The organism is Bradyrhizobium sp. AZCC 1721 (assembly GCF_036924715.1).
In the GTDB taxonomy this organism is placed as follows: domain Bacteria; phylum Pseudomonadota; class Alphaproteobacteria; order Rhizobiales; family Xanthobacteraceae; genus Bradyrhizobium.
Genome location: NZ_JAZHSB010000001.1, coordinates 1,617,086 through 1,632,315, shown reverse-complemented (window position 1 = coordinate 1,632,315; position 15,230 = coordinate 1,617,086). Strand labels below are relative to the sequence as shown.

15 protein-coding genes and 2 pseudogenes are annotated in these 15,230 nt (G+C 58.0%); 8 read left to right on the top strand and 9 right to left on the bottom strand.

Annotation, left to right across the window (positions count from 1 at the left end; all coding sequences use genetic code 11):
• Window positions 1-184 precede the first annotated feature (184 nt).
• Both V1273_RS07950 and V1273_RS07945 read right to left on the bottom strand, forming a co-directional pair.
• Window positions 185-2,176, bottom strand: coding sequence for an alpha amylase C-terminal domain-containing protein (locus V1273_RS07950; protein WP_334369192.1), 1,992 nt, complete (start codon window positions 2,174-2,176; stop codon window positions 185-187).
• A gap of 268 nt (window positions 2,177-2,444) precedes the next feature.
• A complete protein-coding gene (locus V1273_RS07945) occupies window positions 2,445-3,479 on the bottom strand; it encodes an SAM-dependent methyltransferase (RefSeq protein ID WP_334367240.1) in 1,035 nt (344 codons plus the stop codon).
• A gap of 289 nt (window positions 3,480-3,768) precedes the next feature.
• Between V1273_RS07945 and V1273_RS07940 the strand changes: the two genes are divergently transcribed.
• Complete coding sequence (locus V1273_RS07940; RefSeq protein WP_334367239.1) at window positions 3,769-3,948, top strand: hypothetical protein; 180 nt, start codon at window positions 3,769-3,771, stop codon at window positions 3,946-3,948.
• Between the two features lie 628 nt (window positions 3,949-4,576).
• Entirely contained in the window at window positions 4,577-5,017 is a 441-nt protein-coding gene (locus tag V1273_RS07935) for a globin family protein (protein WP_334367237.1), read from the top strand.
• A gap of 1,582 nt (window positions 5,018-6,599) precedes the next feature.
• On the opposite strand, the gene V1273_RS07930 is transcribed toward V1273_RS07935, so the two are convergent.
• On the bottom strand, window positions 6,600-6,860 hold the full coding sequence (locus V1273_RS07930; RefSeq protein ID WP_334367236.1) for a DUF1488 domain-containing protein: 261 nt from the start codon (window positions 6,858-6,860) through the stop codon (window positions 6,600-6,602).
• Between the two features lie 422 nt (window positions 6,861-7,282).
• On the opposite strand from V1273_RS07930, the gene V1273_RS07925 reads away from it, so the two are divergent.
• The 5 genes from V1273_RS07925 (at window position 7,283) to V1273_RS07905 (ending at window position 10,263) form a co-directional block, all read left to right on the top strand.
• On the top strand, window positions 7,283-7,597 hold the full coding sequence (locus V1273_RS07925) for a hypothetical protein (RefSeq protein ID WP_334409199.1): 315 nt from the start codon (window positions 7,283-7,285) through the stop codon (window positions 7,595-7,597).
• Between the two features lie 414 nt (window positions 7,598-8,011).
• The gene (locus tag V1273_RS07920) at window positions 8,012-8,791 is read left to right on the top strand and encodes a sensor histidine kinase (protein WP_334367234.1); all 780 of its coding nucleotides are present in this window, start codon (window positions 8,012-8,014) and stop codon (window positions 8,789-8,791) included.
• A 216-nt stretch (window positions 8,792-9,007) separates the two neighbouring features.
• Window positions 9,008-9,508 (top strand): hypothetical protein, encoded by a 501-nt coding sequence (locus V1273_RS07915; protein ID WP_334367233.1) that lies wholly within the window; start codon window positions 9,008-9,010, stop codon window positions 9,506-9,508.
• A 28-nt stretch (window positions 9,509-9,536) separates the two neighbouring features.
• Window positions 9,537-9,944: a signal transduction histidine kinase gene (locus V1273_RS07910; RefSeq protein ID WP_442893699.1), complete on the top strand. Its 408-nt coding sequence runs from the start codon at window positions 9,537-9,539 to the stop codon at window positions 9,942-9,944.
• A gap of 91 nt (window positions 9,945-10,035) precedes the next feature.
• Window positions 10,036-10,263: a hypothetical protein gene (locus V1273_RS07905; protein ID WP_334409198.1), complete on the top strand. Its 228-nt coding sequence runs from the start codon at window positions 10,036-10,038 to the stop codon at window positions 10,261-10,263.
• Between the two features lie 47 nt (window positions 10,264-10,310).
• On the opposite strand, the pseudogene V1273_RS07900 reads toward V1273_RS07905, so the two are convergent.
• Window positions 10,311-10,468 (bottom strand): annotated as a pseudogene (locus V1273_RS07900) (Hsp33 family molecular chaperone HslO); the annotation flags it as partial.
• 3 nt (window positions 10,469-10,471) lie between these two features.
• Here V1273_RS07900 and V1273_RS07895 point away from each other — a divergent pair.
• Window positions 10,472-10,717 (top strand): DUF2061 domain-containing protein, encoded by a 246-nt coding sequence (locus V1273_RS07895; RefSeq protein ID WP_334367231.1) that lies wholly within the window; start codon window positions 10,472-10,474, stop codon window positions 10,715-10,717.
• 722 nt (window positions 10,718-11,439) lie between these two features.
• On the opposite strand, the gene groL is transcribed toward V1273_RS07895, so the two are convergent.
• The 5 genes and pseudogenes from groL to V1273_RS07870 all read right to left on the bottom strand — a co-directional run bounded on the left by groL (window position 11,440) and on the right by V1273_RS07870 (window position 15,212).
• Window positions 11,440-13,089, bottom strand: coding sequence for a chaperonin GroEL (gene groL, locus V1273_RS07890; protein WP_334367230.1), 1,650 nt, complete (start codon window positions 13,087-13,089; stop codon window positions 11,440-11,442).
• A 137-nt stretch (window positions 13,090-13,226) separates the two neighbouring features.
• Window positions 13,227-13,537: pseudogene (locus tag V1273_RS07885) on the bottom strand (co-chaperone GroES).
• Between the two features lie 362 nt (window positions 13,538-13,899).
• Window positions 13,900-14,076 carry a hypothetical protein gene (locus tag V1273_RS07880; protein ID WP_334367229.1) on the bottom strand — a complete coding sequence of 59 codons (177 nt, stop codon included), beginning with the start codon at window positions 14,074-14,076 and terminating at the stop codon, window positions 13,900-13,902.
• Between the two features lie 354 nt (window positions 14,077-14,430).
• On the bottom strand, window positions 14,431-14,844 hold the full coding sequence (locus V1273_RS07875; protein WP_334367228.1) for a hypothetical protein: 414 nt from the start codon (window positions 14,842-14,844) through the stop codon (window positions 14,431-14,433).
• Between the two features lie 203 nt (window positions 14,845-15,047).
• The gene (locus tag V1273_RS07870) at window positions 15,048-15,212 is read right to left on the bottom strand and encodes a DUF1488 family protein (protein ID WP_334367227.1); all 165 of its coding nucleotides are present in this window, start codon (window positions 15,210-15,212) and stop codon (window positions 15,048-15,050) included.
• Window positions 15,213-15,230: the final 18 nt, after the last annotated feature.

Genomic DNA, 15,230 nt, shown 5'->3' with positions numbered 1-15,230 from the left:
ATATGATCTTCTTCATGACCAGCACCTCGTGAGCATGACCGGAGCTGGAAAGCTGCCGTCACACTTGCAGCGGAGCGCGAGAAGGATCGCGACCGTGATCAGGAGCATGAGCTGAACAAGGACATCACAGACCGCGATAGTACGGCCCTGAATCGCATTCTATCCATGCTGAGCGATACCTCGGTCAGAAATCTCCCCCGTCTCGCGCGAACACCAGAACACTGTTTGCCGGCAGTGTGATTTCCGCAGAGGTCGGCAGACCGTCCCATCCCGGTCCGTCGGCCGTGATGCCGCCGGGATTGCCCTGCGCGTTCGGATTGAACCACTGATCGTAAATGTCGCTGTTGAACACCTCGTTCCAGTGGCCACCGCCAGGAAAGCCGAGGCGATAGCCGTGATTGTAAAACGTGCTCTCGTTCAGGCTCGCGACCACGACTACGTCGCGGCCAACCCCCGGCAACCAGCGATGAATAGCGATGACACGGGTATCGTTGTGCACATGGAACACATTTATGCCTTCGCCGCGCAGCGCCGGATGCTTTCGCCGGAGCCACATGAGGTCGCGCGTGAAGCGATGCTGATCCGACATGTGCTTGTCTTTGCCTTCGAGACCGTCCCACCAGATCAACAATTCCGGCCGCCCCGGCCAGTCCGTCCAGTATTTGTCCTCCAGAAATTCCTGCCCCATGAAGATCATCGGGACCCCCGGCGCCGTCAGGAGAAGACCCGTGGCGACCTTGGCCCGGCTGCGCGCGTACCAGGAACGTGCGTTGGTGGGATCAGCGAGCGCGGCGATGCGGGGCTGACGGTCTCGGCCGGTGTGATTGAAGTCGAGCAGGTCGTGGTTCTCGATGCACTGGAAGACAGTCCAGCGCGAGGAGTCTTTGTAAGTCATGTAAAGGGCATCGCGCAGCTTGTCGAGATTGACTCGGGCATTGCGGCCGCCAGTGGTTTGAGCGATCAGGTCGCGCAAGGTGTCTCGCAGCGCGTCACTGTAGCCCATATCGAAGCCCATTCCGTACGGCGGGACGGCAATGCCTTTCCAACGGTTACCGGCGTCGTTGTCCCAGTATTCGGCGATCTGCACGGCTTCCGGCTTGACGTAGCGCAGCGTGTTCGTGAGGTCCTGGGCGAAATACCAGCCGCCGCTTTCCGCGATCACGGTGACCTGATCGTAACGAAGCCCGTCGACGTGATACTCCTGTAGCAACAACTTGCCATTGTCGATCAGGAATTGCCTCACCTCCTGTCTCCAATACGCGAAGACGCGTCCGCCCGCGTGATCCTTGTCCGTGAAATAAAGGCTGTTGTTGTCCGTCGAGTAAGGCTGTCGATCGAAGAATTTGATGCTCTGATCGTCGAAGCCGCCGCCCGCGTGGTTGTAAACCACGTCCGCGATCACGGCTATTCCATAGAGATGGCAGAGATCGATGAACGCCTTGAACTGATTGATCTGCCCGGTGAGTTGGGCCGCAGTGAGTGAGGCGAATCCCTTTGCCGCCAGCAATCGATTCACGCGCACCACATACGGGGCGAGTTCCGCGGCCGGCACCGCGTAATCCATTTCAGGCGAAAACAGGTCCGTGCCGTTGTAGCCGAGGCTGTTCTCGCCCTGATATTCCTGAAACGGCAGCGGCATCACGGCGTTGACGCCGAGATCCGTGAAATATTCGACGCGGTCCACCACATCGAGAATTTTGCAGATGCGATGACGCCGGATATCGGTGCCCGCGGGGTCCTGCGCAAAGAACACGCCAATATGAAACTGGTAGATGATCAGGTCGCTGAAAGCCGGCGGACGGAACCCGGCGTCGTGCCAAGGGTACGTGCCCGGGTCGCGCACGATGCAGTTGCAATCGGGATACCCGTTGAACTCTAGCTCGCGCGCATACGGATCACGCTTGAAGCCCTCGCTCCCCGTTCCGACGACGTAAAAGCGATAAAGATCCCCGTCCTTAAGTCCGGGTACGAAGCCGGCCCAGAAATCTTGGCCGTCTTTCACGAGTAGATCGCCGGGATTTTTGGGGAAAGCAGCGGGCACGGTTCCAGTCGTTTGTTTTAAGGCGATGTACACCTCCAGAGCTTTTGGCGCCCAAGTGCGAAAGGTAACTCCACCCGGCGCGAGAGTCGCTCCTAGCGGTGTGCTCGACGTTATGTTTGATTGTGATGCGGGCATCGGCACTGCTTGTTCACAGTTTCGGGGAAGACCATTCGTTGCCCTCGAGCCCATCAGGGATTATGGTTGGGGCCCGGGTCAGATACCCATATTCTTTTCCAGGCGTCCGGATCTGAAATCGATAGAAGCGCCTTCTTTGTCGGATTCTTTGGAGAACGCAGCCAGATTGGGATCATCGACTGGCGATTGCAGCCTGCGTGTGACGTACTTCACAAGCTCGTAGAAGAATCCGCCTGCATGGCGGGGCCGGAATGAACGGCGGGTCGCTTTAGCGATCAGTCTCGGCAACGCCTCCCAATGCTTCTGAGGGTGAAAGAGTCTGCCGGGAGCAAGATGCTGCCGCGGGCTTGGTAGCCAGTACCGTGTTGTACGGGTTGCCGAAGACAAAAACCTTCGAAGTGCGCCAAATGATCCGCTCCAACTCCACGAATGTTCGCATCTTTAGCCGATACTTCCACAACACCAAGTGTTGAATGAAGTTCCACGTGAGGCCCCAAGCCCAGAATGGCAGTCGGCGATAGCGGATCGGGTTGAAGCCGAGTCGGCGCATCTTGTAGACGAGAAGATTGGCGCCGACAAAATTGTAGCGCCAGTTTTCGAAGAAGACGGTGACGCTCAGGTAATCCTCCCTACGCCGACAATGATCCAACGACCCCGGTGAGCGGATCAACAGGCTTCCTCCCGGCTTGAGCATCCGCCAGCAGCGCACCAGCCAAGCGTCCAAGTTTTTGGTATAGCCGATCGATTCGAGCGCATAGATGGCGTCAAAACTCTCACTCGGGAGATCGAGGCTGTCGAAGTCGGTGATGATGACCTGTCCGCGCCCACCGAGTTTTGCAAATTTCCGCCGGCAGATGTCCGCCTGTACGGATGAATTAGTCACGCACACAATTTCGATGTCTCGTCGGCTGGCGAGGTAGTATGCCGCCGCGCCAGATCCGCACCCGAGATCCAACACCCGCATCCCTTCCTTCGGCTTCAAAAGAACGTATTCGGCTTCGTAGGGACGCGAAAACGCTATGCGGGGAAAAACGCACGTGCTGTAGTTCGCTTGCTCGTCGCGATACGCGCCGAACACGTCATCGTATGTACGCTTCTCGTCGTCGTGCTTGAGGAAGTCGCTCGGCCGCGGTGTCCACTCGATCAGTTGGCGTTGCTCGAATTGATTCAATTCGTGGCCGATCTTGCTCGCGTCCTTCAGGTGAGTCACCAAGAGAAAAAGTACGTAATGAAAAACGTTGTATGCCACAAACAACGCGACGACGATCGTCGTGACCAACTGAAGCGCGAGAACAATGTCCAAGGTTGCTCCTGTAACCTCTGAAAGCGATGGAGATTCTCACGTCAATGAGGAGCCACGGTCAAGCAGAACCGTGCGTTCTTCTGCGATTTTATCCTCCTCTTGGGGTGCTCGATCGAGGTGGCTCAGGCGTCCCGGCCGCTGAGGCATTTGTTTGCGGCGCGAGGCTGCTTCGCGGCTGATGTTATCAAGCGCTGGGGAAAACCCGCTGTAGGTCGGTGCATCTGCACTTTTCGAATCACTAAAAAATGCTGCGCCTAATCGGAATGAGTTGCGTTGGCGGGGTATCACCGTGAGCCGGATATCGTTTGCCGTTCCGATCGCGACTGGTCTGATTCTGACAACCTATTTCGGGCTGGCGGCTTGGCGCCTCTCCAAGGATGGCGAGATGGACATCAAGGGCCAGATTGCGTTGCGCACGGAGGCATTCACCGCCTGCATGGCAGCGATTGCGACACGGGGGTCCGCCTGATCGAGCCCCCACATCGTCGAGCAGACCCAAGCATAGAAGAATCCGAAAATCGCACCGCAAAAGACAATTGACGCGATCGACAGCGCCACGAGCATTCTAGACATTGCAGCCTCCCTCAGGGCCGATCATGCTGTTCTCACGACCAATGCAAACCACCAACAAGCAAATCATCCGCTGAGCGCGTGACCTTTGTCAAAACTACAGTGGTTATGGGTGATGGGTAAGAATTACGAGATTTACGCTCTTGGCACTTTTCGGGACATTCGGACATCGGCCCGGAGCGTTTCAGGATGGACGATAGAGCGCGTCGATTCCGAGTTTGACCCAAGGCAAGACATTCGCGTCCAATTTTACCCGAGTTAGCTGGGAACACCGTCCACGATAATTTCAACGCCGTCACGGGACAGCAATCCGCAGCAGGCCTGATAGAGCCGGGCCAGGTCAGTCTGACCGTTGCTGTGGGTCTGAAGGTGAACTGCGACCCGCTGCTCCTTTCGGGGCCGTTTGCAATAAGAGAACGTACTGATCTCAACAAATCATTGTGCCGGTATCGAACCTTGGCGCGTTGGCCCAGCACATATTTGCAGTGTTCCGACCAGATTATTCAAACGGATAGGAAAGTGCTGCCATGTCTCCTGAAACTAAAGAACTTCTCAAGACGACCTGGGCAAAGGTGATTCCGATCAGCGATATCGCGGCTGGTTTGTTCTATGAGAGACTGTTTACGCTCGATCCATCGCTGCAGCGATTGTTCAAGCATGCAGATATGAAAGAGCAGCGCCGGAAGCTCGTCCAGGCATTGAGTGCCGTGATCAACAGTGTCGATGACTTGCCGTCGTTGATACCGACGCTAGAGATCCTCGGGCGGAACCATATTCGGTATGGCGTCGAGGATCGGCATTACGAAACGGTTGGTGCAGCCTTGCTATGGACACTGGAGCAGGGGTTGAAAGAGGCTTGGACGCCAGCGGCGAAGTCCGCCTGGGTGGTGGCATACAGCACCGTGTCCGGCGTCATGCGTGATGCGGCGGCCGCATCGCGAGAGAACGCGACCCTGCAGGCAATTTGAATCCGGCATGTCGCCTCTTGGCCCGCGGACCCGTGGGAGGGTTTCGGCGCAGTCCGCTTCTGTGAGCTCAACGGACGTAGCACCAGCTTTGGCCGATATCGGCTTTTGAACCCTTTTCGGACCCGAGCGTTCAGGCTGAGGATGCCCGTTTATGAGGGCACAGCGGACTTCCTTTTCGGGCGCGTCTAGGTCCGTTGTTTGACCCGGAGCGGACTCCGCCCGGACCAGCCGCATCACGTTCCTGAATGGCCTAAGCTTCCGATGCGTTCCCATAGGCCGGGCGGCACTGGCCTGCCTCAGTGGCCTAGTTTGAAAATACTAGTGGCCTGCTTTGAAAATTGACGAAGTTCATGTGCCGTTGAGCCGCTGCGTGATTAGAGGTCGGGCAGCATCCCGAGCGGTGCTAGAGGGATGGATGCTGTTCCGGGTCGTCAGGGACCCGGGCAAACCCTTTCCGTGTCCCGCCCTTGGGACTGAGGGAACTCCCCGGCCGAGAGTATCTTAATTATTCCTCGTTTTGTAGATTAGTGCGCTTACACTCGCCGATAGAACGGTTACCTTTTCTTCATCACCGCTCCGTTCACTGTAGCTATCGGTGACTGAGAGACAGTTGCGCTCCCGCCATAAGGGAGTTGCGCATGCAGCGACGCCGCTGCCAGCCCCATACATTGAAAGAGCAAATTGAGGCCGCGAAGAAGCGCCTAGAAGTCGCAGGATCGCGTTTGCCACCTGGTTTGCTCCGATCCAAACTAGAGCGAAAGATCAGGCATCTCGAGGCCGCTTCCCACATGAATGACTGGCTCACATCGCCCGGCCTTAGGTCGCCCACGTAAGACGTTGTCAGGCCGCCTCAGTTGGCGGCCTCATTCGTTGAGTGAAGTGGTTTGTAGGGCGCAGGAGAAGACTTTGTCCCCTCCGGCGGATTAGCTGGCGGAATGATGAACTCGAATTCTTTTTGTCCTCCGAAGCGCTCCACGATCTTGCGCTCATATGCTTGCCTATCCGGCAACGACTCAGCTGATCGCCGCCCTTGGCCCTCAGCGCCGTTGGAAGTTTGCTGTTGCTCTCGCCGAGTGGGTGATAGATGTGATTCACCGTAAGATCGATACTGGCCTGTTTCCGACCTCAATGGCCTAGTTTGAAAACGTGAGTGACCTGTCTTGGATTAGTGGCGCATAAAGTGGCATGTCAGAAGCACACCACCGATCCTGTCAGTGCGGAGCGGTTTATGAGCGCCGAGAGAGGGTGGCTCCGGCCCGCCAAATCAGCAGTTTTGAATGCTCCGTGTGCAGTGTGACCATGGAAAGCTGGAACACGGCATGGGTGCCAACCTATCGGTTAGTTGCTGGTCCAGTTAGGGAAGTAGAACAAAGCCCTTGAGGCCGCCTCAGTTGGCGGCGCTCTCTCATGCGAAAGCCCGGCGATTGTGCCGGGCGATCGCAAATGTCGGGCTCTCCGACGCAAGGCCGCTCAATTCCGTAGCCCACCTCCAGAGACGCTCGCCAAGATCCCTTACCCATAAAGGCTGTACCATCGCCCAGGGCGCATCCTTAGGTGGTAGCTAAGATCAAAAGTGTTCGTTTCAAAAATTTGCGGCGATCAGATCGTAAGACCCCCGGCTTCCACGGACGTAAACCTTCGCAGCCGCCGCGCATATCACATCACGGTTGCAATCGAATGCATTCAGCATACCGGACTCATCGGGGCGGGCATTTGGTTGAATTCGCCTCAATGCGCCCTCGTCTATGAAGAATGACGCTTCCAGCGCGCTGTCATGCCCCCAGAACCGCACGGCTCGCCGGGTTTGATCATATGAACGGCTATGATTTGGAAACTCAATCATTGATTTGCACCGATCAAGGTCTTGCCGGCGAACCACGCGCGTGCCGGCTTTCGCACAAGCTGCACCGAAGCATACTCAAGGCCATGGCTTGTCCCGACCGCTGACGCACATCGAAGCGATGTGCGGTTGGTCAATGTCGTTGACAAGATTTGGCGTGGCTAAGCTTCACGCTGCCGCAAAGGAAATGCAGAAGCAATACGATTGCGCTCTCTCTGAAGTGGCTACGTCGTGTCGCATTACAAGGCTTGTCAGGTCCTGCGCAGAAAACAAACTGCGATTCTTCTCGCTATTCGGCCGATGATCACTATATGATCGATATCATCGCGCGGCCCCCGGCTATTATCGGTGACTGAGAGCTTTGCGCTCCCGCCTAAACCCAAAGGCGGTCATATGCCAAAATTCCCCGCATTCAATCTTCGTGAGTGGCTGGTATCCCCGGTATTGATGCCGATCTTTCTTGTGCTGCTCGTCGCCGCTGCGATGGTTATTCAATGGTGATCGAGCGTAACGCGGTTTCACCGCAGGACGGGCTATCTGCGATTAAACAATCCCAATCGGCACTTGCCCACGATCTGGACGCCAAGGCGGTGATCGCCCTGGACGAGGCTCGCGAGATGTCCCCGGGGGAAGAGCGCACCGAGGCGCTTCACAAAGCACTCGTCCTTCGAAATGCCACCGAGCTTCACGAACTGCTCTGCGGGCAAGCGCGACGCACCGGACGTATGACGGAGGCCTAGTCCGTTGGCGGCGAGCTTTTGGTGTCATTGTTGAGCCAGCGGGGATCATACGGACCGCAAGATACTTGACCCAGATGAACAACTATCCAAGTCGACCGTCATTCCCCGCGAGCGTCCTTACACGCCACTCGAGGCACTGGATGCCGCCGAAGCCGTCGCCATTCTGGATTCCCGATCCGACGTCGCGCTGATCTGCACCGATATCCAGATGCCTGGCAAATGGACGGTGTGGGACTTGCGCATGCCGTGCATGAGCGTTGGCCGACCATCAGGATCATCGTGGTATCGGGGCAATTGAACCTGCCGCACCAGATCTTCCTCCCCACGCCGAATACGGCTCAAATCGCGTGATTGCGCACCAATCAGCCACTGAAGATCAGTGCGGTACCACAACTCATGATGATACGATCAACGATGTCTGAAGGCGATCGCCGGACGGAACCGCGTCCCGCAAGCAGCGCATCCCCATACCAGGACGAACTGGCGGCAGAAAATGTCAGCCTGCGGCTTCTGCTCGCGCAGCCCGAGATCAATGCACAGAGTTTGCTGGCTACGGCCGGCATCGACGCCAGGGAGCGCAAGGCGGCCGACAAGCTACAGAAGCTGATCCTCGAGGAGCTGCATCACTGCATCAAGAATACGCTCGCAACCGTCGGCGCCATCGTCTCGCAGAGCCTGCGCGAGTTGCCCGACGCCAAGCACGCGCAGCACGCCATCGAGGGCCGGCTGCTCGCGCTCGGGCGGGCGCACGATCTTCTTCTGCAGGCAAGATGGAGCAGCGCGAACCTTGCCACGATCGTTCGCAGCGCCACCGAAGCCTTCGACAATCCCGCCGAGCCGAAATTCTCGATTTCGGGGCCCGATATCCGGATGACGTCGGGTGCCGTCATCGCCATCGCAATGACGCTCAACGAGCTTTGCACCAACACCACGAAGTTTGGCGCCCTGTCGGTCCCGGAAGGGCGCGTCGACATCTGCCAGGCGCTGGATCAACAGGCGCAGCGCCTGCACCTCACATGGACCGAGAGGAATGGTGCCGCAGTTCGTCTGCCCGAAAAGCGCAGCTTCGGGACACGGCTGATCGACACGCTCGGCGGGAAACTCCGGGGCGACGTGCAGCTCACGTATGAGCGAACCGGGTTCGTCTACACATTCGACGTGCCGATGGCTTCACTGACTTCGGCGGCGGCATAAGCCCCTATTCGGGCATTGCGGAAGCCAAATCGTAACCTGCATTCGTTTGAACTGCTACGATCTGTCAGGAATGGCTATTTTACCCAGCGATTGATGACGTGGTGATTTGTCACTGGAGCTCGTTATTCGACCCTTTGATCCCCACATGTAATTCCGTCCTCGTCAACCATCGGGATTGGTCGGAACGCGCGGAGACTTCCAACGAAAGGACGCGGCATGTTTAGATCTCAACAGCACCGCGAAAAGGCAGCCGCATACGGCGAACTGATCAAGCGTTCGAGCGGTCAGGGCGAAAGCGACAACTTTCAGAAACTAAGGGATCGCCACTCAGCGCTCGCCGATAGCGAGCAGGGACTATCTGATAACTACGACAGCGCCGTGAACGCAGCGGAACAGAATCCCGCTCGCGGCCTGGCCCTTGCGGCCGAAGAGGAGCACGTCTTGCGATGTCTCGGCGCAGCCATCATCATGCAATGGAGCGCGCTGCCGAAGACCATGCAACGTGAGATTTTCTACACCGCCGCATCGGTCGGAGAATTATTGGAGACGGCGGCGCTTCGCGGGCAGATCGCCCGCTTTCTGCACAAGCATAAGAATCATGCCGACCGCGAAAGGGCTTCGACGGAGGATGCGCATCGCGACGCGAAATCGCGCGCAGCGGCTCTGTCGCGATGGGACGATGAGGGAGGCGCAGTCCCCGACGGACTGCCGAGGTGAACCAACGTCGGCAACAGGAGGATCCCCCATGTCACGTAAAAACTTGTCACTTACAAAATTCGGCATCGATGACGGCCCGCACAACATGGACGGGCTACGGCTTCTCGCATGGCACGGAACTGAACGGGTCGAAGCGTTCATAGGCCGCAAGGTGATGGACGTCTGGGTCGAATCCGTCGAGCACCGGGGAGGACGACAGAGTCTGTTCCGCGATCAGTACAACGCGTTGGGCAAGCGCAATCTTGCGGCGATCGAGCGGATCGTTAACGCGAAATACCAACGCGGCGCCGCACTCAACCGCCAGCATCCCTATGTCGAGGTGCTGTTCTCGGATATCACGGAAAGCGGCGAGGCACTGGACCTAGGCGGCCTTGTACGCCTGCCCTTGCCGCCGGAGTTTATCAGGCTGAGCCGGATCGGCCAAGCGAGGCAGTGACGGTATCTGGCAGGATCGTCAGCCGCTTCGCGTGATCCAGGCCAGATCAAACCAAACTATCGCGACAATTTCGAAAGGACCAACGATGACGATGAAAGAACGAGTTCTCTCGCTTGACGAAGCGAAGCCGAAAAGGGCAATGCGCGCCGACCGGCCTCCGACCGAGGGCTTCGTGACGGTTGTCGACGGCCATTTCAAGTCAGAGTTTGACACCGTCGAGGCTGCCGAAGCATCGGCGCGGAAATTGAAGTCGGCTTATCCGATGCTGCAGATCGAAATCTATGATGCCGCCAACAAGGTCCACGCGTCGTTGAGCTAACCTCCGGCCCGGTGCGGCGATCACCTTCACGCCTGGCGTTGCGCCCCCTATTCTACGCCCGCTTCCTGCGGCGTGAATTCGTAGACCGAGGAGCAGAACTCGCAGTTCACCACCACCTTGTCGTCCTTGGGCGCAAGCTTTTCAGCATCGACGACACCGCATCGCGCGAGCACGAGCATTGCGGGCGCAAGGGAAGCGAGAGGAACTGATGTTCATTCTGGTGCGAGATTCCCATTCCCGCTCGATCGTCAAGGCTGTCAGTTGGAGGGTCACCGGTAGCGTCGACACCTTCGTGTTGAGTTTCGTCTTCACCGGTAGCATCAAGGTGGGAGGCTCGATCGCCGGCGCGGAGGCGATCACGAAAATGATCCTCTACTATCTTCACGAAAGGGCCTGGTCCTTCATTCGCTGGGACCAGCAAGGACAAGCCGGTGACGGCTCCAGCACAACCTGATCCGCTAGTCATGGGATAGGCTGCTGGCGATCTTCCTCAGACGGTTCGTCAAGTCATTTTCGCGCCCGTGAGCACCTTCGCCTCGACCAAGGCAAGCGGCCTCTGTGCGGGTGGCATCTGAGGCCGCTTGAAGCCTTCCGCCGGGCATTGGGGCAAAATGTCGACCGGTCAGTGGGCTTGGCTCTCGGCGATAGGATCACCGATTGCTGAGGACCAAGAACTCCCAAGATCAATCGTTCCTGCTATTTGAAAATATTAAGTGTCCTAACCAGGATAGGACCGAATATTCGAAACGCTCAGGGCCTGCGCCTCCGCCAGACGTTATCAAATGAAAGGGCCGCCAACTGAGCCGGCCTAGTACTCGTCCTTGTCGCTATGATGGAGGTTGAAAGCTCGATCGTACCTGTCGCGGGCTTCGGTACCCACGCTGTATCGGCCGGGCCACCATCCATGCGGTGGATTGTAGTTGTCGTTCTCAGCGTCTTCCTTGGCTTTTTCGTCTAGTGTCTCAGGCGTCCAAAGCGACATTGATTTATCTTTACGCACAACTGAGTCCTCCAAGTGGGACGATAGTCGTCCAAACCTAATTGGCTCCTCACCATCCAAAGTTAGGAGACATGAAATTAAGATCGGCCTCTCTCATCTCCAAAAAAGAGCATCAGCCAAACCCTGCCGCACCAGGTGAGAATTCTCTCATGAAAAGCACGCGCCGAACGTTGGACTTAGAAATCCATACCACCCATGCCGCCCATGCCGCCGCCACCCGCAGTCATGCCGGCGCCTGCGTTCTTCTTCGGCACTTCGGCCACCATGGCTTCGGTGGTGATCAGCAGCGCCGCAACGGAAGCCGCGTTCTGGATCGCCACGCGAACCACCTTGGTCGGGTCGATGATGCCCTTGGAGATCAGGTTGACATATTCGCCGGTCTGCGAGTCGAAACCGTAGGAGTACTGGTCCTTCTCCAGGATCTTACCGACGATCACGGAGCCGTCTTCGCCCGCGTTGACCGCGATCTGGCGTGCTGGCGCCGATAGCGCCTTGCGCACGATCTCGACGCCGGTCTTCTGGTCGTCGTTCTTGGTGCGCAGCCCCTTGAGATGCAGGGAGGCACGCAGCAAGGCGACGCCGCCGCCCGGCACGATGCCTTCTTCAACCGCCGCACGGGTCGCATGCATCGCGTCATCCACGCGATCCTTACGCTCCCTCACCTCGACTTCGGTCGCGCCGCCGACGCGGATCACGGCGACGCCGCCCGCGAGCTTGGCCAGACGCTCCTGCAGCTTTTCGCGGTCGTAGTCCGAGGTGGTTTCCTCGATCTGCGCCTTGATCTGCTGCACGCGCGCCTCGATGTCGGCCTTCTTGCCGGCGCCGTTGACGATCGTGGTGTTTTCCTTGTCGATCATCACCTTCTTGGCGCGGCCGAGCATCTGCAGCGTGACGTTCTCGAGCTTGATGCCGAGATCTTCCGAGATCGCCTGACCACCGGTCAGAACCGCGATGTCCTGCAGCATGGCCTTGCGGCGATCGCCGAAGCCCGGAGCCTTGACGGCCGCGACCTTCAGACCGCCACGCAGACGGTTGACGACCAAGGTGGCAAGCGCTTCGCCTTCGACGTCTTCGGCGATGATGACCAGCGGCTTACCGGTCTGCACGATAGCTTCCAGAAGCGGAAGCAGTTCGTTCAGGCTGGAGAGCTTCTTCTCGTAGACGAGAAGATAGACATCATCCATTTCAACGCGCATCTTGTCGGCGTTGGTGACGAAGTAGGGCGAGATATAGCCGCGGTCGAACTGCATGCCTTCGACGACTTCAAGTTCGGTCTCAAGCGACTTGGCTTCCTCAACCGTGATGACGCCCTCGTTGCCAACCTTCTTCATGGCATCGGCCAGAAACTTGCCGATCTCGGCGTCACCGTTGGCGGAGATGGTGCCAACCTGCGAGATCTCGTCGTTCGAGGTGACCTTCTTGGAGTTCTTCTCTAGGTCGGCGACCACGGCTTCCACCGCGAGATCGATACCGCGCTTCAGATCCATCGGGTTCATGCCGGCGGCAACCGCCTTGGCGCCTTCGCGCACTATGGCCGCGGCCAGCACGGTCGCGGTGGTGGTGCCGTCGCCGGCAGCGTCTGCCGCCTTGGAGGCGACTTCGCGCACCATCTGCGCGCCCATGTTCTCGAACTTGTCGTCGAGCTCGATTTCCTTGGCGACGGTGACGCCGTCCTTGGTGATGCGGGGAGCGCCGAACGACTTGTCGAGCACGACGTTGCGGCCCTTCGGGCCGAGCGTGACCTTCACCGCGTTGTTGAGAATTTCGACGCCGCGCAGCATCCTGTCGCGGGCATCAACGCCGAATTTGACTTCCTTGGCTGACATAATGATCTCCGTATTCCCATATCCCAAGGTCCGCGCACCTGGGCGGATTCCTGAGGGATGAGATTTGGATTGCAGGCCTCTTCCTTCGAGACGCCGGCTGCGCCGGCTCCTCAGGACGAGGGAACGGACTAAAGCGCTTAAGCGGCCTTCTTTTTGGCGGCGGGAACGTCAGTGAGAACGCCCATGATGTCGGACTCTTTCATGATCAGGAGCTCTTCACCGTCGATCTTGACCTCGGTCATTTGCCGAACAGCACGCGGTCACCCGCTTTGAGGTCGATCGGGATCAGCTTGCCGGCTTCGTCGCGGCCGCCCGGGCCGACGGCGGTGACTTCGCCCTGCGAGGGCTTTTCCTTGGCACTGTCCGGAATGATGATGCCACCTGCGGTTTTGTCTTCGGCGTCGATGCGCTTGACCACAACGCGATCGTGGAGCGGACGGAACTTCATGCGATCCTCCATGGCTTTGTGATTGTTTCTGGATTGGCAGTCGCAATGAGCGAGTGCAGCCGCTCTCCACATAGGCTTGTAACACTGTGGCGCAAGGGCTCAGCCCACGATGTTTGACTGCTAATTCCATTCCCTTAGTGCCCCGGAGCGGGCAGCAGGGCTCGCAAGCCAGCAGCCGCAGCTCTCGATCGATTGGATCAGGGAAAGCGTGCCCTACCGGACTCCGGAGTTGATGGAGCGATTCCTGTAGGGCATGCGGAAAGCGGGATTGAACGAGACCTGACCGTCGGGGTCAGGAGCAAGCCGCCTCAGCTCGCTTATGCGTCGGTTGGTCTCATCGCATTTCAGAATCTTCATTTCAGCTACGCGATTCTGACATCTCGAGTTGCCAGATAAAGGCTGATCGAACCCACAATTACGGTTAGTAGTCCCAGGAGCGTCCAAACCAAAGGGGAGCCAGTGCCGATCGTGCCAGCGGCAATCCAAATTCCAAAGGCAATGATACCTACCGAGATTAAGAACGAGAATGCGTCATCCATGATGACCTCCAATTGAAGGACCTGCGTTTGCCGGATGGATCGCATGGACAGGTAGAAAGAATGGCAAGGAAGTTAAGGAAATGGGTTGTCCTTAGCCTTCTCTGAGTACGGTAGGCTTTCTCTGGTGGCGAACAACGGTCAGTGGAACGATCGAGGCGCCTCTCGGTGTGTTGAGGCGTCAGCGATTGAATGTCAGATTCGGTGCCATCGTTGCGGAGTTGTCGTCCTGAAAGCCATTAAGCACCACATAACAGCCAAACAGGATGACTGCTAACAAGCAATATACAGAATAGGAAGGCCGTCCGAACCTGTGACCGCTCATTCGCTGGATCCCTAATCTTGGCGACCGACCGCTCAGCTCTTTGTGGCCGTCCTTGAGAGTTCGGCTTCCACGCCGGCTGCGCACGCTTTGGCGAAGGAATAGTCCATACTCGTGGAGGCAACGGTCTTCACGAATTCGCCGATAACGTTGTCCCTTGAATATGAGCCCGCCGCCTTAAACTTGGCGACGGCGCCGTCAGCCGCAGTGAACTGCGCGACGCACATCGGCACCAAGATAGACATCCGACCGCTGCTTTCTGCCATTGCGCTCATAGTTCTGGCAGTGCCGCCGGTGACCCAGCCGCCCCAGATAAATCCGATCGTCATCGCCGCGACAGCGCCGAAAGCGATACCTTGGAGGAAGCGCGTCCGGGCCTCACCCTGCAAGATTGCGGGTATTCTCATGATGGTCTCCTTTGTTGCGCACAAAAGCGCGTTCGCAGCCACAGACGCCGCTTGCATCCGCGCTTGGAAAAGCATCTAGCTTAAGAGATTGCGCCTTCCGATGGCACTCTAGCTGCCGCTACGACGACCAGCAGCGACGTCGGACGTCGCCGCTTCATGGACAGCTTCAAGGTGGAGCAACGGCCACCCGGTAGCTGAACGGTAGACTGTTGGTCGGATGCTGTACAGCACGTTCTTGTCTCCAGTCAGTAAACTTCGCAGCCGCCGCTGCATATCACATCACGGTTGCAATCGAACGCGTTCAGGATACCGGGCTCGTTGGGGCGGGCTTCTGGTTGAATTCGCCTCAGTGCGCCCTCGTCAGTGAAGAATGACGCTTCCAGCGCGCTGTCGTGCCCCCAAAACCGCACGGCAGGTCCTGCCCCAAA